This is a genomic window from Shewanella subflava (assembly GCF_025971955.1).
GTDB classification, from domain to species: Bacteria; Pseudomonadota; Gammaproteobacteria; order Enterobacterales; family Shewanellaceae; genus Shewanella; species Shewanella subflava.
The window spans coordinates 59,630-76,295 of record NZ_JAPDMX010000016.1 but is presented as its reverse complement, the minus strand read 5'-3'; the positions used below and the strand labels follow the sequence as shown (position 1 = coordinate 76,295).

At 42.0% G+C, this 16,666-nt stretch carries 19 protein-coding genes; 6 read left to right on the top strand and 13 right to left on the bottom strand.

Going from position 1 to position 16,666, the window contains the following annotated elements:
• Window positions 1–423: 423 nt before the first annotated feature.
• Window positions 424–867 carry an RNA recognition motif domain-containing protein gene (locus tag OHT75_RS07670; protein ID WP_264725904.1) on the top strand — a complete coding sequence of 148 codons (444 nt, stop codon included), beginning with the start codon at window positions 424–426 and terminating at the stop codon, window positions 865–867.
• Between the two features lie 16 nt (window positions 868–883).
• Here the strand turns inward: OHT75_RS07670 and murI are convergent, their stop codons facing one another.
• Window positions 884–1,657, bottom strand: coding sequence for a glutamate racemase (gene murI / locus OHT75_RS07665; RefSeq protein ID WP_264725903.1), 774 nt, complete (start codon window positions 1,655–1,657; stop codon window positions 884–886).
• A 111-nt stretch (window positions 1,658–1,768) separates the two neighbouring features.
• On the opposite strand from murI, the gene trmA reads away from it, so the two are divergent.
• Complete coding sequence (gene trmA, locus OHT75_RS07660; protein WP_264725902.1) at window positions 1,769–2,866, top strand: tRNA (uridine(54)-C5)-methyltransferase TrmA; 1,098 nt, start codon at window positions 1,769–1,771, stop codon at window positions 2,864–2,866.
• Window positions 2,867–2,931: 65 nt separating this feature from the next.
• Here trmA and fabR read toward each other — a convergent pair whose 3' ends face one another.
• Window positions 2,932–3,561, bottom strand: a complete 630-nt coding sequence (fabR, locus tag OHT75_RS07655) for an HTH-type transcriptional repressor FabR (RefSeq protein WP_264725901.1) — start codon at window positions 3,559–3,561, stop codon at window positions 2,932–2,934.
• A gap of 166 nt (window positions 3,562–3,727) precedes the next feature.
• On the opposite strand from fabR, the gene OHT75_RS07650 reads away from it, so the two are divergent.
• The 3 genes from OHT75_RS07650 (at window position 3,728) to mnmH (ending at window position 7,330) form a co-directional block, all read left to right on the top strand.
• On the top strand, window positions 3,728–4,834 hold the full coding sequence (locus OHT75_RS07650; protein WP_264725900.1) for an acyl-CoA desaturase: 1,107 nt from the start codon (window positions 3,728–3,730) through the stop codon (window positions 4,832–4,834).
• Between the two features lie 334 nt (window positions 4,835–5,168).
• Window positions 5,169–6,236 (top strand): selenide, water dikinase SelD, encoded by a 1,068-nt coding sequence (gene selD / locus OHT75_RS07645; RefSeq protein WP_264725899.1) that lies wholly within the window; start codon window positions 5,169–5,171, stop codon window positions 6,234–6,236.
• Window positions 6,237–6,238: 2 nt separating this feature from the next.
• Entirely contained in the window at window positions 6,239–7,330 is a 1,092-nt protein-coding gene (gene mnmH, locus OHT75_RS07640) for a tRNA 2-selenouridine(34) synthase MnmH (RefSeq protein ID WP_264725898.1), read from the top strand.
• 100 nt (window positions 7,331–7,430) lie between these two features.
• Here the strand turns inward: mnmH and cysQ are convergent, their stop codons facing one another.
• Together cysQ and nudE are read right to left on the bottom strand one after the other, a co-directional pair.
• On the bottom strand, window positions 7,431–8,243 hold the full coding sequence (gene cysQ, locus OHT75_RS07635) for a 3'(2'),5'-bisphosphate nucleotidase CysQ (RefSeq protein WP_264725897.1): 813 nt from the start codon (window positions 8,241–8,243) through the stop codon (window positions 7,431–7,433).
• Window positions 8,244–8,345: 102 nt separating this feature from the next.
• Window positions 8,346–8,903, bottom strand: coding sequence for an ADP compounds hydrolase NudE (gene nudE, locus OHT75_RS07630; RefSeq protein WP_264725896.1), 558 nt, complete (start codon window positions 8,901–8,903; stop codon window positions 8,346–8,348).
• Window positions 8,904–8,980: 77 nt separating this feature from the next.
• Here nudE and yrfG point away from each other — a divergent pair, with 77 nt between their 5' ends.
• Window positions 8,981–9,655, top strand: coding sequence for a GMP/IMP nucleotidase (gene yrfG, locus OHT75_RS07625; RefSeq protein WP_264725895.1), 675 nt, complete (start codon window positions 8,981–8,983; stop codon window positions 9,653–9,655).
• A 99-nt stretch (window positions 9,656–9,754) separates the two neighbouring features.
• Here yrfG and OHT75_RS07620 read toward each other — a convergent pair whose 3' ends face one another.
• Genes OHT75_RS07620 through gspF form a run of 9 tightly spaced genes read right to left on the bottom strand, consistent with a single transcriptional unit; the run spans window position 9,755 to window position 16,663 of the window.
• Window positions 9,755–10,516, bottom strand: coding sequence for a type II secretion system protein N (locus OHT75_RS07620; protein ID WP_264725894.1), 762 nt, complete (start codon window positions 10,514–10,516; stop codon window positions 9,755–9,757).
• 9 nt (window positions 10,517–10,525) lie between these two features.
• On the bottom strand, window positions 10,526–11,002 hold the full coding sequence (locus OHT75_RS07615) for a type II secretion system protein M (RefSeq protein ID WP_264725893.1): 477 nt from the start codon (window positions 11,000–11,002) through the stop codon (window positions 10,526–10,528).
• Between the two features lies 1 nt (window position 11,003).
• The gene (gspL, locus tag OHT75_RS07610) at window positions 11,004–12,221 is read right to left on the bottom strand and encodes a type II secretion system protein GspL (protein WP_264725892.1); all 1,218 of its coding nucleotides are present in this window, start codon (window positions 12,219–12,221) and stop codon (window positions 11,004–11,006) included.
• A 48-nt stretch (window positions 12,222–12,269) separates the two neighbouring features.
• Window positions 12,270–13,259, bottom strand: a complete 990-nt coding sequence (gspK, locus tag OHT75_RS07605) for a type II secretion system minor pseudopilin GspK (protein WP_264725891.1) — start codon at window positions 13,257–13,259, stop codon at window positions 12,270–12,272.
• A complete protein-coding gene (gene gspJ / locus OHT75_RS07600) occupies window positions 13,259–14,023 on the bottom strand; it encodes a type II secretion system minor pseudopilin GspJ (RefSeq protein WP_264725890.1) in 765 nt (254 codons plus the stop codon). Before gspJ ends, gspK begins: the two co-directional genes overlap by 1 nt.
• A complete protein-coding gene (gene gspI / locus OHT75_RS07595) occupies window positions 14,004–14,372 on the bottom strand; it encodes a type II secretion system minor pseudopilin GspI (RefSeq protein ID WP_264725889.1) in 369 nt (122 codons plus the stop codon). Before gspI ends, gspJ begins: the two co-directional genes overlap by 20 nt.
• Window positions 14,359–14,937, bottom strand: a complete 579-nt coding sequence (gene gspH / locus OHT75_RS07590; RefSeq protein ID WP_264725888.1) for a type II secretion system minor pseudopilin GspH — start codon at window positions 14,935–14,937, stop codon at window positions 14,359–14,361. The genes gspI and gspH overlap by 14 nt, the downstream gene beginning before the upstream one ends.
• 3 nt (window positions 14,938–14,940) lie before the next feature.
• Complete coding sequence (gene gspG / locus OHT75_RS07585) at window positions 14,941–15,375, bottom strand: type II secretion system major pseudopilin GspG (protein ID WP_264725887.1); 435 nt, start codon at window positions 15,373–15,375, stop codon at window positions 14,941–14,943.
• A 55-nt stretch (window positions 15,376–15,430) separates the two neighbouring features.
• Window positions 15,431–16,663, bottom strand: coding sequence for a type II secretion system inner membrane protein GspF (gene gspF, locus OHT75_RS07580; protein ID WP_264725886.1), 1,233 nt, complete (start codon window positions 16,661–16,663; stop codon window positions 15,431–15,433).
• Window positions 16,664–16,666: the final 3 nt, after the last annotated feature.

Here is a 16,666-nt window from a genome sequence, read left to right as displayed (position 1 = left end):
CTAGGTCGTTGGCTTGGGCTGCGTATTTTACAGACCCTGTTGTTTGCGTCAAGCGTTTTTTCAAACTTTCTTTTCGCCTTTGGTTTGTTGCGTTTTATCGCTGTAAACCAAGCTGACTGTGCATTTTGCTTTCGCGCTGTGCCGTGTCAGTGGATGCGCATTATAGGCAGCTTAAGATTTTGTGCAAGGGGAGATCGCGATCTTTTTTACTGACCGACGATCTTTTGTTCAGATCGTCGTTTTTTTATCTTTTGTCGTGTATAAAACAGCCAAATTAGGCTCTAATTTCATTATTTATGATATTTAAGCTAATTTTAAGGTCGTTTTTTCTACAACAAGCTGGTTAATGTTTGGATAATTCATTAACATATAGCGGTTTTTTAACAGTTATTTTTCATATCATTATTTATTAGAGATTATTTTATGCAGAAATCATTCGTGATTGTTCTTATTGCCGCACTAGTAGGTGCTTTTGTTTTCTTTCAATTTGTTAATGCCGCTTCTTCTGTAGCGTTTATTGCTGGAGTTGTAACAGCAACATTAATTTTTAGCTTTATGCCATCTAGCCAATCTCGTGCATCAGATGAACCTTATGTTGGCCCAACGATGACATTATATGTTGGTAACCTGCCTTACCGTGTTCATGAAGGTGAAGTTAAAGAGTTGTTTGGTGAGTATGGTCCAGTTAATTCTGTTCGCTTAGTGCGTGATCGTAAAACTGGGCGTCGTAAAGGATTTGGATTTGTTGAGATGTCTGAAGCCGGTGCTCAAAAAGCGATGGGTAAGTTGAACGATTACACTTTCCAGGAGCGTACCTTAAAAGTAAGAGAAGCTAAATCGCAAGAGTCTGACTCTTCAGACGCTTAATATAATGCTTCGAGTTTTAGTCGGTTATTTGTTTCACATCTGTAAACCCATAGCCGACTAACGCTCTATATAATCCTGTTGATATGTCTTTTGTATAGCTCACCGCCATCGTCCCGCTAAGTTTGTCATTCTGCTTCATCAATGTTTGAACCCTACTCGCAACAGCCGCCCCTGAATCAAGCAATTCTATCCCATGACCCAACGTCTGCTTTATTTGTTCTGCGATCATAGGGAAATGCGTACAACCTAAAACTAATACATCGATATCAGCCTCTTTGATTGGCTGTAAAATGGCTGTGAGTAAATCGAGATCGAGCTTTTCACCTGCAAAGTATTTTTCTGCCATGATGACGAGTTCAGACGAGCCAAATAACTCCACGCTGCAGTCATCGGCAAATTCATTGATTAATTCAAAGGTATAGTCACGTTTAACCGTGCCCGGCGTTGCCAATAAACCAATCTGCTTTTTGTGTGATATCTGCGCTGCGGGTTTTATAGCTGGAACGACGCCAACAACGGGGATCGTCAAGCATGCCCGAAGATGTGGTAACACTAATGTACTTGCGGTATTACAGGCAACCACGACAATAGCAGCATTGTTTTGCTTAACTTGCTTCACGATTAAGTCTACGCAACCTTTGATTAACTCTTCTTCAGACAAGTTTCCATAGGGCAAGCGAGCATTATCAAATACATAGTGATAATTATGATCCGGTAATCGTTTACGAATTTCCGTCAGAACCGATAATCCTCCAATACCTGAGTCGAATACAAGAATAGGCTCTGACAAAATAATCTCCGTTATTGATGTGAAGTAAAATCACAGTATGATGTTTACATTGGATATTGGCGCTATTTGTTATAAAATTTGCGCCCTTTTTTATTGCCTTTGGTGGACAAGATGAATTTAGCAGCCATGGATCCTAAAAACTATGATGCGCAGCTCGAGCAAAAACGCATCAAGCTTGAACAAACCTTTGCTGAGTTCACTCCACCAGCATTAGAAGTATTCTCATCTGATCCTGCCCATTATCGTATGCGTGCCGAATTCAGAATGTGGCATGAAGGCGATGACTTATACTACTACATGTTCGATAAAGAGCTGAATCAGAAAGTACGTTGTGACCAATATATTGCCGCAGGTTCATTAATCAATGAAATGATGGCTGTTTTAATAGATGAGTTAAAACCTAATCCCGCTTTACGCCATAAATTATTTCAAGTTGATTTTCTATCTACACTCAGTGGCGAGATTTTAGTGTCTTTACTTTACCATCGTCAATTAGATGATGTTTGGCTTGATCAAGCCAAACAACTAAAAGTAAAGCTATCAAAACACTTCAACATGAATTTGATTGGCCGAGCCCGCAAACAAAAAATCGATTTAGACCGAGATTTCGTGATTGAATCCCTAACGGTTAATGGACAGACACTGCATTATAAGCAGATAGAGAATAGCTTTACCCAACCGAATGCTAAGGTATCGGTCAAAATGCTGGAATGGGCAATTGATACCACCAAAAACAGCCAAGGAGATTTGCTCGAGTTATATTGTGGTAATGGCAACTTCTCTATCGCGCTAGCACAAAACTTCAATCGCGTATTAGCCACTGAACTGGCTAAGCCTTCGGTTGATGCCGCACAATACAATATTGAAATTAATAAGATCGATAATCTACAAATCATCCGCATGTCAGCAGAAGACTTTAGCGATGCAATGGCCAAAAAACGCAGCTTTAGACGTCTAGAGGGTATCGATTTAGACAGCTACGATTGCAATACCATTTTTGTTGACCCTCCTCGTGCCGGTATTGACGATGAAACCTTGAAACTCGTACAAGGTTACGAGCGTATTTTATATATTTCATGTAACCCACAGACGTTAAAGGATAATCTGCAAACACTTAGCACTACGCATAAGATCACTCGTTTTGCATTATTTGACCAATTTCCTTACACCGATCATATGGAGTCAGGCGTGCTGCTTGAACGCAAATAATCCATCAATCAACAACTAAAAAGGGCAGAAAATCTGCCCTTTTGTTTTTATAGTCAAAGAAAGTGTTAAGCGTTTCGCTCTGCTTTTAAATCCATCTTCTGCTGCAATGCCTCTGCACCTGTCGCCACAATACGTAAATGTAATACCAATTGATCTGCCAATTGCTTGCGCTCACTTCGTTTAAGATCTAACGCACTCGCACCCGCATTAAACACTAAAGTAACTAACGCTTCAGCTTGAGCTCGGGCAAGCGTAGGATGACGATTAGCATGGGCTTCAGTGTAATGTGTTAGCTCTGAAATAAAGTGCTCTATTTCACGCTCAACCGCGGCGCGAAAGGCAGCAGATGTACCTGAACGCTCATGTAATAAAATACGGAATACGTTGGGGTTGGATTCTAACACTTCCATAAAGGTATCGACCGAAATACGAATAACGCTGCCACCTGCTTCTGCTCGCTGACGGCCTTTGCGCATCATTTGCCGCAAGGTCAAGCCACCTTCATCAACCATCGTTAGTCCAAGTTCGTTCATATCTTTGAAGTGACGATAAAATGATGTAGGTGCGATTCCCGCTTCTCGAGCGACTTCGCGTAAGCTTAAACTAGAAAAACTACGCTCTGCGCTAAGTTGATTAAAAGCCGCATCCACTAATGCACGACGAGTTTTCTCTTTTTGTTGTGCTCTTACACCCATTTAACAATCCGCTTAGTCAAGATTAATTAACAGATAATACCCGTTTTATCATAGAAACACAGCCCTATTGAGCTTGACCCAAATCAGATCAAAGGATAAATTAGCTTACATATGTACGCTCAATGATTTTAGATTCATATTAGAACGCTAGCAGGAAATCAATAAGATGAAAAAACCCCCTATAATTTGGCTCAACACCTTGTTGTTTGCTATTACATTTATTGGAGCAGTTGTACTTGTTCCTTGGCGTGGGATAGCGCACGGCTTTGATGGCATGGAATGGTTAGCGTTCATTGTGTTGGCATATGCGAGTGGGTTATCAATTACTGCGGGTTACCACAGATTATGGTCTCACAAAGCCTATAAAGCCCACCCTGCGATGCGCGTATTATTTGCTTTAGGTGGCGCCTTAGCATTACAAAATAGTGCTTTACACTGGTGTAGTGACCACAGAGTTCACCACAAACACGTTGATAATAATGAAAAAGACCCTTACTCAGCTAAAATGGGCTTTTGGTACAGTCATATTGGCTGGATGCTTCGCGAATACCAAGCAAGCCGTTACAGCGACTATAACAACGTAAGGGATCTGCAGAACGATCCGATTGTGATGTGGCAGCATAAACATTATCTCGCCTTGGTTATTTTAATGAATATTTGTCTTCCGGCATTTCTAGGCTGGTTAAATGGCGATATTATTTCAATGGTGCTATTAGCTGGGTTATTACGCTTAGTTGTTGTTCATCACTGCACTTTCTTTATTAACTCTCTCGCTCATATCTGGGGAAAACGGCCGTACACAAACAAAAATACCGCTCGTGATAACGCCTTCTTAGCTTTATTAACCTACGGTGAGGGTTATCACAATTTTCATCATATTTTCGAAAATGATTATCGAAATGGGATTAAGTGGTGGGATTACGACCCTACTAAATGGTTGATTAAACTGATGAGCTGGACAGGCTTAGCCAAAGATCTTCGTAAAGTTCCCCAAGAGCGTATTGAAGCAGCTAAACTGCAAATGCAACTTTTACGGGTGCAACGTAAAGTAGCTCATTTACCAAACTGCGATGAAATTATTGACACTTTCCAAGCAGAATATGATCTTATGAAGCAGCATTTAATGGATTATTATCAAGCGAAAAAAAGTTTGCTTGAAGCTAAACGTAAGCAATTGGTTGATACTCATTTAAAAGAACAGGTACAGGAATTACGGGCACGTTTTCTTGAACAACAAAAGCAATGGAAAATGCTCACGGCAAGTTATTCATAATTGTTTAATGGGTGACATTAGCCTGTAAACCACATGCTCAACGTTGAGTTGCTGAGTACACAATACGTACAAAACATGAATAGGTGCTTAGCACCTATTTTTTATTTTCAATAAATCCAATCAGTTAGCAATAAAATCTTGTACTTGGTATTCATACATTTTAACTCCTACCGACTTAATGAATCATTGATCAAGGCAAGTGACATTTCTCACTTGCAACCACAAAGCTGCCACACAAATCAGTAGGAGGATTTAATCCTTTCCAAGCTTAATATTATCTTCCACAATGACCTCCACTGTGGCATTACATCTTACACAAAATAAGTTATTCATTATGAAACAAAATGATCATCAGATCCGTCTGACGGAATATAGCCATGGCGCAGGCTGCGGCTGTAAAATCTCCCCTCAAGTATTAAGCACTATATTGTCATCACAACTACCAGCATTTACAGATCCGAATCTGCTTGTAGGTAATGATACGCGTGATGATGCTGCAGTTTATAAACTTAATGAGCAAACTGGCATAATCAGTACCACCGACTTTTTCATGCCGATAGTGGATGACCCTTTTACCTTTGGGCGTATTGCAGCAACCAATGCTATTAGCGATATTTATGCCATGGGGGGGACACCTATTATGGCGATTGCGATTCTTGGCTGGCCGGTGAATAAATTATCCGCAGAAGTGGCTCAGCAAGTGGTTGATGGTGGACGCCAAGCTTGTAAAGATGCAGGCATAATGCTGGCAGGCGGCCATAGTATTGATGCTCCTGAACCCATATTTGGTTTAGCCGTCACGGGACAGATACCGTTACCAGAGCTTAAGCAAAACAGTACCGCAAAAGCCGGTGATAAACTCTACCTCACAAAACCTATTGGAGTGGGCATACTGACTACAGCGCAAAAACAGAAAAAACTCCAACCAGAACATAGCCAGATTGCTATTGATGCTATGTGTCAGCTCAATCGAATAGGCAGTGATATTGCTAAAATCGCAGGAGTAAATGCATTAACTGATGTCACCGGCTTCGGTCTTGCTGGTCATCTAATTGAAATATGCCAAGCTGCAAAGCTTACAGCAACCCTAGATTTTAATACTATTCCCAAATTGGAGCAGGTCGATCACTATCTGAACCTCGGCTGCATACCTGGTGGAACCGGACGAAATTATGCAAGTTACCAGCAGAACTTACCAATATTAAGCGAATACCAAAAAGCCCTACTTTGCGATCCACAAACAAGTGGTGGGCTATTAGTGGCAGTTGATTCACAATCCGAATCAACCTTAATAACACTGCTAGAGGCCAATTGCATTGGGGTACACTGTATTGGCGAGTTACACCAAAGCCCATTATCAGACTCAACATCCAATTTGATTAATTTAAAAGAGCACGGCTAATAATGAATATTGTTCCCGAATCAGAATTTCGGCAGCTATTTTTAACTAACCATCCACTTATGGATGTGCGTGCGCCGGCCGAGTTTGTCAAAGGCGCGTTTCCACAAGCGATTAACTTGCCGTTAATGAATGATAGTGAACGTACCAAAGTCGGCACCTGTTATAAGCAGCAAGGCCAGCAAGCCGCCATTGAATTAGGCCATGCGCTGGTTAATGGCAATATTAAACAGCAGCGAATTGATGCATGGTGTCAGCATATACAACAACACCCTAATAGTTATTTATATTGTTTTAGAGGCGGATTACGCTCGCAATTAACCCAACAATGGTTGAACAAGGCTGGTATAGATATTCCTTATGTTCAAGGCGGCTATAAAGCCATGCGGACATTCCTAATCAATACCATTGACAGCACCCCTTCAAAACATCAAATTTTGGTTATTAGTGGTAGTACGGGGAGCGGAAAAACTGAGTTTATCCATCATAGGAATGATGCAATTGACTTGGAAGGTATCGCCAATCATAGAGGATCGAGTTTTGGCAAACAAATTTCAGCCCAGCCGAGCCAGATTAACTTTGAAAATAACTTAGCCATCGCGCTATTAACACATCAACAGCGTCATCTGACAAGCAACACCAAATTAATCGTAGAAGATGAAAGCTTTCTTATTGGTCGCGCCGCAATTCCCCATCTCTTTTTCCAATCCATGCAGCAAGCACCGGTGGTTATCGTTGAACAAAGCTTTGAACAAAGAGTGCAGCGTTTGCATCAAGAATATGTGGTTAATATGCAAGCCCAATATTGCCAACAATTGGGCCGCGATGCCGGTGCCGAGGCTTTTGCGCATTATTTACAACACAGTATCAGCAAAATCCGTAAGCGCTTAGGTGGAAAGCAACACGACCAATTGCAACATCTTATTTTACAAGCATTACAGCAAACAACGTTAGAGGGACACTACGCATGGATAAGCCAATTATTAGCCGAATATTATGATCCTATGTACCAATATCAATTAGAAAAGAAAGCCAATAAAATTGTATTTAAAGGCTCTCATCAAGCAGTACATCAATGGTTAGATGAGCAGTCTTAAACCTTAGAAACCTCAAATTACGCTATATGATAAACGAATATTGGGTTATGGACTGATTCAAAGGTTGTATTTAAAGTTTAAAAATTTTTTCAAGCAAACCTTATTGGCCAACTAATAGCGCATTCCAAGCTACACTTTCTGTACCGACAACAATAAAATTGGGGTTTTCTAATGTGTCACGTTCATTATAAGTCATAGGATGCAAATCAATATCAATTAACGCGCCACCGGCTTCTTCAACAATAATTTGTGCCGCACCTGTGTCCCACTCACCAGTAGGCCCTAAACGCACATAGCAATCCGCCTGCCCCTCTGCAACCAAGCAGCTCTTTAATGCTGCACCACCCAATATCACTAACTCACAATCTTGGGGATCAGAAAACAAACTCAATACTTTTTGCGGGTCTTGGCGTCGACTCACGGCAATACGTAAATGATGTTGCTCGGTAGCCGCTAACTGAGTACTGGTAATACGCACTTCTTCTCCGCCTTCACGTTTGTAAGCACCTGTGCCAGCAATTGCGTAGTAACACACCTCTGTCATGGGCGCATAGACAATGCCCATTATCGGACGATTGTGTTCAACCAGTGCAATAATAACCGAAAAGTCACCACTTCCAGCAATAAACTCACCCGTGCCATCAAGGGGGTCTACTAACCAATACGTGGACCAGGTCTCTCTAACAGATAAAGGAATATCGGCGTCTTCTTCACTCAAAATAGGAATGTCAGGTGTTAGCGCTGCCAAACGAGCACAAATAATATTGTGGGCCGCCAGATCGGCAGAAGTCACAGGCGTGTTATCAGATTTTATTTCACGCTTAAAATTACCTGCATGGTAGATTTCACGAATCGCATTCCCTGCTTCGATGGCAATATCAATTGCTTGTTCGATAACGATTTCGGGCTTCATTACAACTCCAGTTGCTGGAAATAAGCATGTATTACTGATTAAAACTAACTTTAGCTAATTTATAGCCAAAGTGCGAAGATTCTATTCTTACAGTTAAGCCAATTATTCTGTCGATTGAGCCAAAAACAGCTGTGCGAGGAAAAGAGCACTCACACTGCGCGATTCGGTAAAATCAGCATGGCCTAATAATAATTGCCAATCGTCCAATGCCCAGGGCACAACGATGATAGGTTCAGGTTCATCACCTTCAAGCTCGCTAGTATACAAGTCTTCAGCAATAAAAATGTGCATTTTACTCGAGAAGTAGCCTGGGGCAAGTGAGAGAGTTTTAAGATGAGTGAGTTTCTTGCTGGCAAAACCAATTTCTTCTTGCAGCTCACGATTAGCCGCTTCAATCGCTTCTTCGCCAGGATCGATTAACCCTTTAGGAAAACCTAATTCATAGCTATCAGTACCTGCGGCATATTCTTTTGCCAGTAATAGCTTGCCCTCATGCACTGGCACAACCATGACCGCTCCACGACTGCCGCCCTTCATTCGCTCATATTGGCGTTCAACACCATTAGAAAACTTAAGATGAACCTGCTCAATTTGAAACAGTCGACTTTTGGCAACAATTTCTGTGTGCAAGATTTCCGGCTTACTATGCCGCTGTGTCATTACAACCCCATGTGACGAATGAATAAAGACAAGTTACAATCTTACTATCCTAAGCGTAATCCACAACTGGAATTTTCATGTTTCCTTGGCATAAGATAGATACTGTTCTACTCGACATGGACGGCACCCTACTCGATCTGCATTTTGACAATCATTTTTGGTTGCATTTAGTACCGCAACAATTAAGCCAACAAAAACACATTAGCCTAGATGAAGCCAAGCAACTAGTTGAAATTGCATACCATAAAGTGGCAGGTACCTTAGAGTGGTATTGCCTCGATTATTGGCAGCAGCAGCTTGGACTTGATATTCTGACATTGCATTATTCATTAGTTGAGCGTATTCAAATGCGTCAAGATAGTATGCCTTTTCTGCAGGCATTAGGCCGCACAAATAAAAAACGAATTTTATTCACCAATGCCCATCCTAAAAGTTTGGCGCTGAAACTTGAGCATACTGAGCTGTCAAAGGGTTTAGATGCGATGTTATCGAGCCATGAAACCGGTTACCCAAAAGAGCACCCACAATTTTGGCTAACCGCAATAGCAAAGTATCAACTCAACCCTGCTCGATGTTTATTTATTGATGACAGTGAAGCGATTTTACAGGCATCTAAAAAAGCAGGAATAGGCTTTCAACTAGGCATTAAAAATCCCGATAGCCAAAAAGGCCATACCTTATTCCATGATTTCCCCGCTATAGACGATTACCATCACTTGTTAGATGAGTTAATTCAGATAAATACTAAATAAGCGCAGCTCGAGATAATAAACGCTGATTGAGCCCACCCCTTAACCTGAGTTGAGGTTAAATAGTCAAAAGGGTGCTTAGCACCCTTTAAATCATTGTCATTAAAAACCAGGAATAATGCCTTGATAATTAATGGGGTAATAACCCTGACTGTCTTGCTTACCTAAAAAGCTTAACGCTTTACGTAAATCCTCAGGCTGTGTGTCAGTGGGTTTGATTTTAGCAGTAACTTTAACTAGATTATTTTCAGCTAGGGTAATGGTGCCCGATAATCCTAATTGGTTGCTTTGTTCATCTGTGTTTAACAGCACCTGGCCATCTCGACAATTTAACCCTAAGGTAATATCACCTAAAGGATATGCTCCAAATTGGTTAGTGACACCAATGCTATTTAAAAAGAGTTTACCCGCCAGCTGTTCACACCAAGGCATGCCCTGCTCAAGATTTTCAATCATTAAGCTGATATCACCAGTCACACTGGTCTTAAAGGGTAAACGACTTCCCGCTAAAATAAAGCTACTGGGGGCATCAAAACGCAGGTTGTCAGCTTTAAGTCCTGAAAACGAATAACTGATAAGACCTTTACCGCTAACCGCTGTTGCTCTACTGCCCAGTTGAAAATCAATGTTTGCCTGCCCAATAAATAATGCCAGTGGATTTAATTTCCAACTGACATGCTCTAACTGACGCTGATCAATGCGAATAAAGTCAGCATTACCTTGCCATAGGGTGCCATCAACACCCGATAACTGAACATTATTGGGTATTGGCGCAATACTGACTAACCAGTTTGCAGGCAGGTATACGACCAAAAACACCAGGTACACAAAAATGGCGATGCCAATTTTAACAAATAACTTCACACAAATTCCTTACTGAGATAACTGAATACGTCTGACATTCACAAAACCGACCGTATCTGATTCAGATAAGTCAACGCTGTCTAACGTTAAGCCTTTTTGAACAACAAGCTCATGTAAATAACCGAGTAGTGCATCAAAAGGCACATCATCCATCCACAGTTGAATTTTGTTTCCTTGTGGTTGCATACGGGTAATTTCTAATGAATATTTGCCCGCACTTTGGTTGACGATAGAACTTAAACTGCCATTAACTTTAGCCTTAGCACCGGATTGTGCTAATCCAGCAATTTCGTTAGCGGTTTTTTTAACGTAGTTCAATGTTTGTAGTGCCGCTTTATGATTACGCTCTGCATCTTCTTGTGCCGTTGATATCGGTGACCAAATACCCCAATATAACCCCCCAATTAATACAAAAAAGCCGCAAAACCCCACAAGTTGTTGCTCTCGTAATGCTAAGCTTTGCCACCAGGTACGCAAATTTTCCATGCTATTTGCTCCTCAAGGTTAAGCTACTTGTGACACTGTCATCGTTACTGTTCATTGCGCCACCCTCTAATAAGAAGTCTTTGGCAACGATCTCTTTAAATTTATCTAGCTGTGCGTAATTATCTGCACTAACTTGCATTCTCAGTTCATTGCGATTTGCTTCAAAACGTAAGCTTGTTGGCTTTAATTGAGGTACTTGAGTAAACGCAGGTTTGAGTCCATCAAGCATCTCAAAAAAGGCCGCGCCTCCCCCTTGACCTTGCATGCTGCGTAACTGACTATCCATTTGCGAACGGATATTAACAATTCGGTTAATGCCAGGAGAAACAGTTTTAAAAATCGCTTCACTTTGGCTGCGTAATTCTGCGGTTTGTTGGTTAAGCTGAGAAATCGCCAAGCCTTTATTTACCAGTGCCAGTATGATCACAATAGCGGTAATGATAGCTGCGTTACGCCACAAAACTAACTGCTTGCTATATTCACGTTTGGGCTTATAGACGCCTGATAGTAAATTAACGGGGGCGTGTAAAATTCCCTTTGCAAGCACCATCATGGGGAGCTCTAAGGGCTTAGCTGTTAATACTAAATCTTGCGTTTCAAATTGCACGTTGTCACTGTAGCATGCCACATCAATGGCTTGTTGATCCGTAGCCTGTTGTTGAGCATCAACTAATAACTTAGGCAAGGCTAACGACACCCAAGATTGAGGTAAACTGACTCCCGCGCCTTCCCCTGTGCGCAGTAAATATTCTTCACCGAAACTCATTACCGCCCAACGGCATTGCTCAAGCGGCAAGGCTAAACAATCCGGCACGATACGTTTTGCTTTTAAACCAGCATCGCTAAGCCAACTGAGCCATTGCTGCATTTGCTGGTGCTCAACAGCAACCACATTGATATTTTCCCCCTGACGAGGACCGACAACAAAATGCATGTCATCTACATCACTTGCAATCGACTCTTCCAGCATAAATGGCAACGCCTTTAACGCTTGATGTTGGCCTTTTTCTGGCAAGGCAATTTGGGTTAATGTCATGCTTGCGGCAGGCACAAGTACATCCACAGGCCTATTGCCAACACGCTCGGTTAAGCTGGCAAGACTTGCGGCATCGGGCAGTTCACCCGACGCGATGATCTCTTGCTCTTGTTCAGACCATACTAGCCATGAACATGAGTGTTCTGATGTTTTTCCTAATCGGATAAATAGCCTTTCAGACACTGTTATTCTCCACCAACCTCTAACGGCTTCATGCTGTTGAGTTTGTTATTATTGTTGTCCACCGTATTGGCGGGTAATCACATCTAAGTTATTACCATTACGCTTAAATACACTGTCCATTCTGAATATTGCGTTATCTACTTTTGCACCGGAATGCAGTAAAAAGTAGTTGCTTGTTACCACAAAACTTGAGCGAAAATCCGCCTCAGCTTTTATGCCTCTGACTGATGAGTTCTCCCAAAAGTCTTCTATTTTTTCAAAACCATCGGCAGGGCGTTGATTAATTATGCTTTGTGCATCAGAAATTGAAATCTGATTATCTAACATACCCACCATTAATGCGGCTTGTTCGATTTCGATGGTATTAACGTTCAGCAATTGACGATTATCTCCGGGGATCGCGCACACATAGGGCATTAATTTTACGTAAATATCTTGGGTAAATCCCATCACGGCTCGTAATTCACTGCGATGCTGCATTAAGGTATTTGCAGCGCGATAAGGGACTTTACGTGATTCATATTCCGCATCTTCAGCGCCATAGGGACTCGATAACGAATCCTCATCAATATAATCTTTTAAGGTATGCGTTAAACGTTCTGCACCAAACTCATCCATACCCAAAGCAATTAATAATCCTTGAAACTGTTTAGCCGCCAGTGTCAATTTTGGTTGGCCATTTTCCACTTCTTTTGACTCTACGCCCACCGCATTGAGGTTAAAACAGGCTCGCATATCCTGAATTTCACCCGCAATGACCCCGTCTACTACCGGAAACACCACATCGGCCAATGCCCAGTATTGTTGGCGGTGTACTGTATTCCCATCCGCATCTTCAAAGTCTTGCTTTAAGACCTTCATTGCCAGCTCTTCGCCCGATAACGCATACCAATATGCTTGATCATACTGAGCTAAATTGAGTGTACGGCGCATGGACAACTGATTGCGACTGGTAATATTAGTGGCAATGATCACCACCATGGCGACAATTAAAATCACCACAATCATGGCGACACCTTGCTGCTTATGTCGCCCCATCAACTTCGTCCGCCCTCATTGCCACCTGGACTCACTTTACGGCCGTTTTCATCGGTTTCATCTTCGTTATCGTTTTCATCAGTACCGTTATCGTCATTTTTACCATCATTATCACCACCGTTGGTATCACCTTCACCCGCTTTAGGTGAAGATGCGCCTTTGGGCAGTAAAAATTGACGTTGAATCTTACCTAGACCGTCAATTTCAATTTCAATCGCAATGCCTTTAGGCATTTGTGTACCATCGACTTTCCGCTCCCATTTATCATTCATATAAAATGAGTATTCAACCGACAGCACGTTGTCAATAATCAGAGTTTTAAGAGGTTCCTCTCCACTAACAGGCTCTGGATAAGGGTAATACCAACGCTCTAGCCGTCCCCCTTGCACAACATAAGCCACAGATTGCAAACTGCCTCGGGGTAATATCCCATCTGGGTTTAACCAACCTAAACGGTAAAAAACTAACGCTTCAGTTTCTGAATCAAGCATGTTGTCACCCGATTGAAAGTAACTACTGCTGCGCTCACCGTCCAACCCTCTAAGGGTGCGTGCGACCATCTGGCCTAAGTCACGTTCAATAGCACCAAATCCTTGCTGCAACGCTTTGAGACGAACAGAAAATGTCTTGGTGACTTCATCATTTTTCATCACGGTTGACAGCACTGAATTTGCTGCCAAACCAATCATGGCAAAAATAGCAATTGCGATGAGCATTTCCAACAGGGTAAAACCCTTGTTTCTACTACCCGCGATTGTGAACATAACTACTCACTTGTGCCACAATACGCTTAAAACGTTCATCTTTACTGACACTGATACGGATCATTCTAAAATTATCATCAGTGGTTTTAATCACTTCTCTGCGCCAGTACCAATCTTCCCCCGCCAATTCAACCTGTCCGTCTTTTGACCCAATCTCAGGGAAAATTTCGGGTAAGCGGGCTTCAACCATTTGATTACTGGCAACCCACTGACCCAGTGTGCGCTCTTCTAAAATAGGCATATTCGCCATTTGCTCACTTAAACTTTTGGTCACTGATACCGCAGCGATAGAAAATACCGCCAAAGCAACAATCACTTCTAGTAAGGTCATGCCTTTAGATTTGTTCATCAAAGCGCCCAATAGACAATCGCCCTATCGCATCCCCAACAACCAATACATCAATCGGTTGTCGACTTTCATTGTATGTTGCAAAACTCAATTCAAAAGGGGTCATTTCACCGCTTGGAAATAATAAAATTTGGGGGACTGGGTTTTTCTTTTTCTCTTCAGCACTGGGCTCATCTATGAAAGGCTCGTCAAACCAAGAGTCCTGCGTTTCGTCTTCTTGATCTAACGGCATACCATCCAGCACTAAAGATAAGCTGATACCGGGTTCTAGCTCATGGTTTGAAAGCTGCTTATCCTGTTCTATCGGTTGCCACTTGCCTTCATGATAAATGACAAATTGGTATTGAGTATCCTCGATAACAATACCAATAAATTGACCGCTCAATACCGTTTCATCAAGCACAAGTTCAGTGGCAGCAATAAAGCGCTGTGCTTGCTTGTTTAGCAATTGCTCAGGGCCTGCGCTGCTCATCGACAAGGTTACAGCGGATGCTGCCAGTCCCATTAATAATGCAACCAGCAACATCTCGAGTAGGGTAAAACCCGCTTGGTGATATCGGCGCATATGTTATTGGAAATCTTGTAAATTCCAGTTACCGATATCATCCTCAGTACCTGGTTGACCATCTGGACCAGCACTAAAAATATCTAACTTGCCATTTTCACCAGGACTTAATAGAAAATAGTTATTACGCCAAGGATCCTGTGGTAAACGTTTAACATACCCACCTTCACGGTAATTACGTGGCTCTGGCGATGATGTTGGCTTTTGCACTAATGCTTCTAAACCTTGATCTGTTGTTGGGTAAACACTGTTGTCTAACTTGTACATATCTAATGCATTTTCAAGTGCAACAATATCTGATACTGCTTTTTGTTGATCCGCTTTATCCTTGTTGCCCATTAAGTTTGGCACAACCATTGAAGCCAAAATCCCTAAAATAACGATAACAACCATCACCTCAAGTAAGGTAAAACCACGTTGTTTGCTGTGCTTTTGCATTAAATACGTCCTCTAAAACTGTGTTGTTGATTAGGTCAAGGATAACGTAACCTTGTTATCCGCTGATCAAATTATTTAACTCTAAAATGGGTTGTAAAATTGCCATCACAATAAATAACACTACGCCAGCCATGCTGACAACAAGTAGGGGCTCGAATACCCCTATGGCGATATTTACGTTTGATTCAAACTCTCGGTCTTGATTGTCAGCAGCACGTTCTAACATGTCTTCTAACTGGCCGCTTTTCTCACCCGAAGCAATCATGTAAAGCATCATCGCGGGAAACAATTTAGTATTGGTTAATGCTGTACCTAAACTGGTACCTTCACGCACTCTTGCTGTTGCATCATCCACCGCCGCACGCACTTTTACATTCAATAATACTTCACTAGCAATACGCATCCCGTCGAGTAATGGCACTGCACTAGCGGATAAAATACTTAATGTTCTGGCAAAACGTGCTGTATTGATACTTTTACTGACCTTACCAATCACAGGAAGTTGCAATAACAAGGTATCAAATTTCATTCGCATGCTGGGTTTAGTTAACACCTGCTTGAGAATAACAAACAATGCAAACAATACACCGATTAACACCACCCCATAATTTTGTACAAAATCAGAAGCTAAAATTAAGAATTGGGTTGTTGCTGGCAGCTCTTGCCCCATGTGCTCAAATTGCCCTACCACTTTAGGAACCACGGCCGCCAATAACACGGCAATAACACCAACAGCAACAGTGGTTAATACCGCAGGATAAATCATGGCTTGGGTGAGTTTTGATTTTAACTGCTGACGACGCTCGGTATAGTCTGCTAAACGGTTAAGTACTACTTCTAAATGCCCCGATTTTTCACCAGATGCAACCATGGCTCGGTATAAATCATCAAAAACGTGCGGAAACTCGGCCATCGAATCCGCCAAGCTATAACCTTCAACCACACGAGAACGTACCGCCATAATCATATTACCTAGGCGTGCTTTTTCCGATTGTTGCCCAACAGCTTTTAAAGCTTCTTCTATGGGAAGACCAGCAGCAACTAAGGTTGCTATTTGGCGGGTAATCAATGCTAGTTCTGCAACCGAGATGCGTTTTTTAAACACGTTAGCCAAACTGAAACCGCCACGTTGTGCACGGGCTTCTTTCTCAGCAACCTGTTGAATTTCAATTGGCATTAGCCGCTGATCACGCAATTGACTACGGGCGTGACGAGCCGAGTCAGCTTCAATTACCCCTTTTTGCTGCTTGCCTTTTTTATCAAGGGCTTTGTATTCAAACGCTGCCATTGA

What these genes read in the sequence shown, in the direction of transcription:
- OHT75_RS07670 (WP_264725904.1), top strand. Translation starts at nt 424, where the DNA reads ATGCAGAAATCATTCGTGATTGTTCTTATTGCCGCACTAGTAGGTGCT.
- trmA (WP_264725902.1), top strand. Translation starts at nt 1,769, where the DNA reads ATGAATTTAGCAGCCATGGATCCTAAAAACTATGATGCGCAGCTCGAG.
- fabR (WP_264725901.1), bottom strand. Translation starts at nt 3,561, where the DNA reads ATGGGTGTAAGAGCACAACAAAAAGAGAAAACTCGTCGTGCATTAGTG.
- OHT75_RS07650 (WP_264725900.1), top strand. Translation starts at nt 3,728, where the DNA reads ATGAAAAAACCCCCTATAATTTGGCTCAACACCTTGTTGTTTGCTATT.
- selD (WP_264725899.1), top strand. Translation starts at nt 5,169, where the DNA reads ATGAAACAAAATGATCATCAGATCCGTCTGACGGAATATAGCCATGGC.
- mnmH (WP_264725898.1), top strand. Translation starts at nt 6,239, where the DNA reads ATGAATATTGTTCCCGAATCAGAATTTCGGCAGCTATTTTTAACTAAC.
- cysQ (WP_264725897.1), bottom strand. Translation starts at nt 8,243, where the DNA reads ATGAAGCCCGAAATCGTTATCGAACAAGCAATTGATATTGCCATCGAA.
- nudE (WP_264725896.1), bottom strand. Translation starts at nt 8,903, where the DNA reads ATGACACAGCGGCATAGTAAGCCGGAAATCTTGCACACAGAAATTGTT.
- yrfG (WP_264725895.1), top strand. Translation starts at nt 8,981, where the DNA reads ATGTTTCCTTGGCATAAGATAGATACTGTTCTACTCGACATGGACGGC.
- OHT75_RS07615 (WP_264725893.1), bottom strand. Translation starts at nt 11,002, where the DNA reads ATGGAAAATTTGCGTACCTGGTGGCAAAGCTTAGCATTACGAGAGCAA.
- gspK (WP_264725891.1), bottom strand. Translation starts at nt 13,259, where the DNA reads ATGGGGCGACATAAGCAGCAAGGTGTCGCCATGATTGTGGTGATTTTA.
- gspJ (WP_264725890.1), bottom strand. Translation starts at nt 14,023, where the DNA reads ATGTTCACAATCGCGGGTAGTAGAAACAAGGGTTTTACCCTGTTGGAA.
- gspI (WP_264725889.1), bottom strand. Translation starts at nt 14,372, where the DNA reads ATGAACAAATCTAAAGGCATGACCTTACTAGAAGTGATTGTTGCTTTG.
- gspH (WP_264725888.1), bottom strand. Translation starts at nt 14,937, where the DNA reads ATGCGCCGATATCACCAAGCGGGTTTTACCCTACTCGAGATGTTGCTG.
- gspG (WP_264725887.1), bottom strand. Translation starts at nt 15,375, where the DNA reads ATGCAAAAGCACAGCAAACAACGTGGTTTTACCTTACTTGAGGTGATG.
- gspF (WP_264725886.1), bottom strand. Translation starts at nt 16,663, where the DNA reads ATGGCAGCGTTTGAATACAAAGCCCTTGATAAAAAAGGCAAGCAGCAA.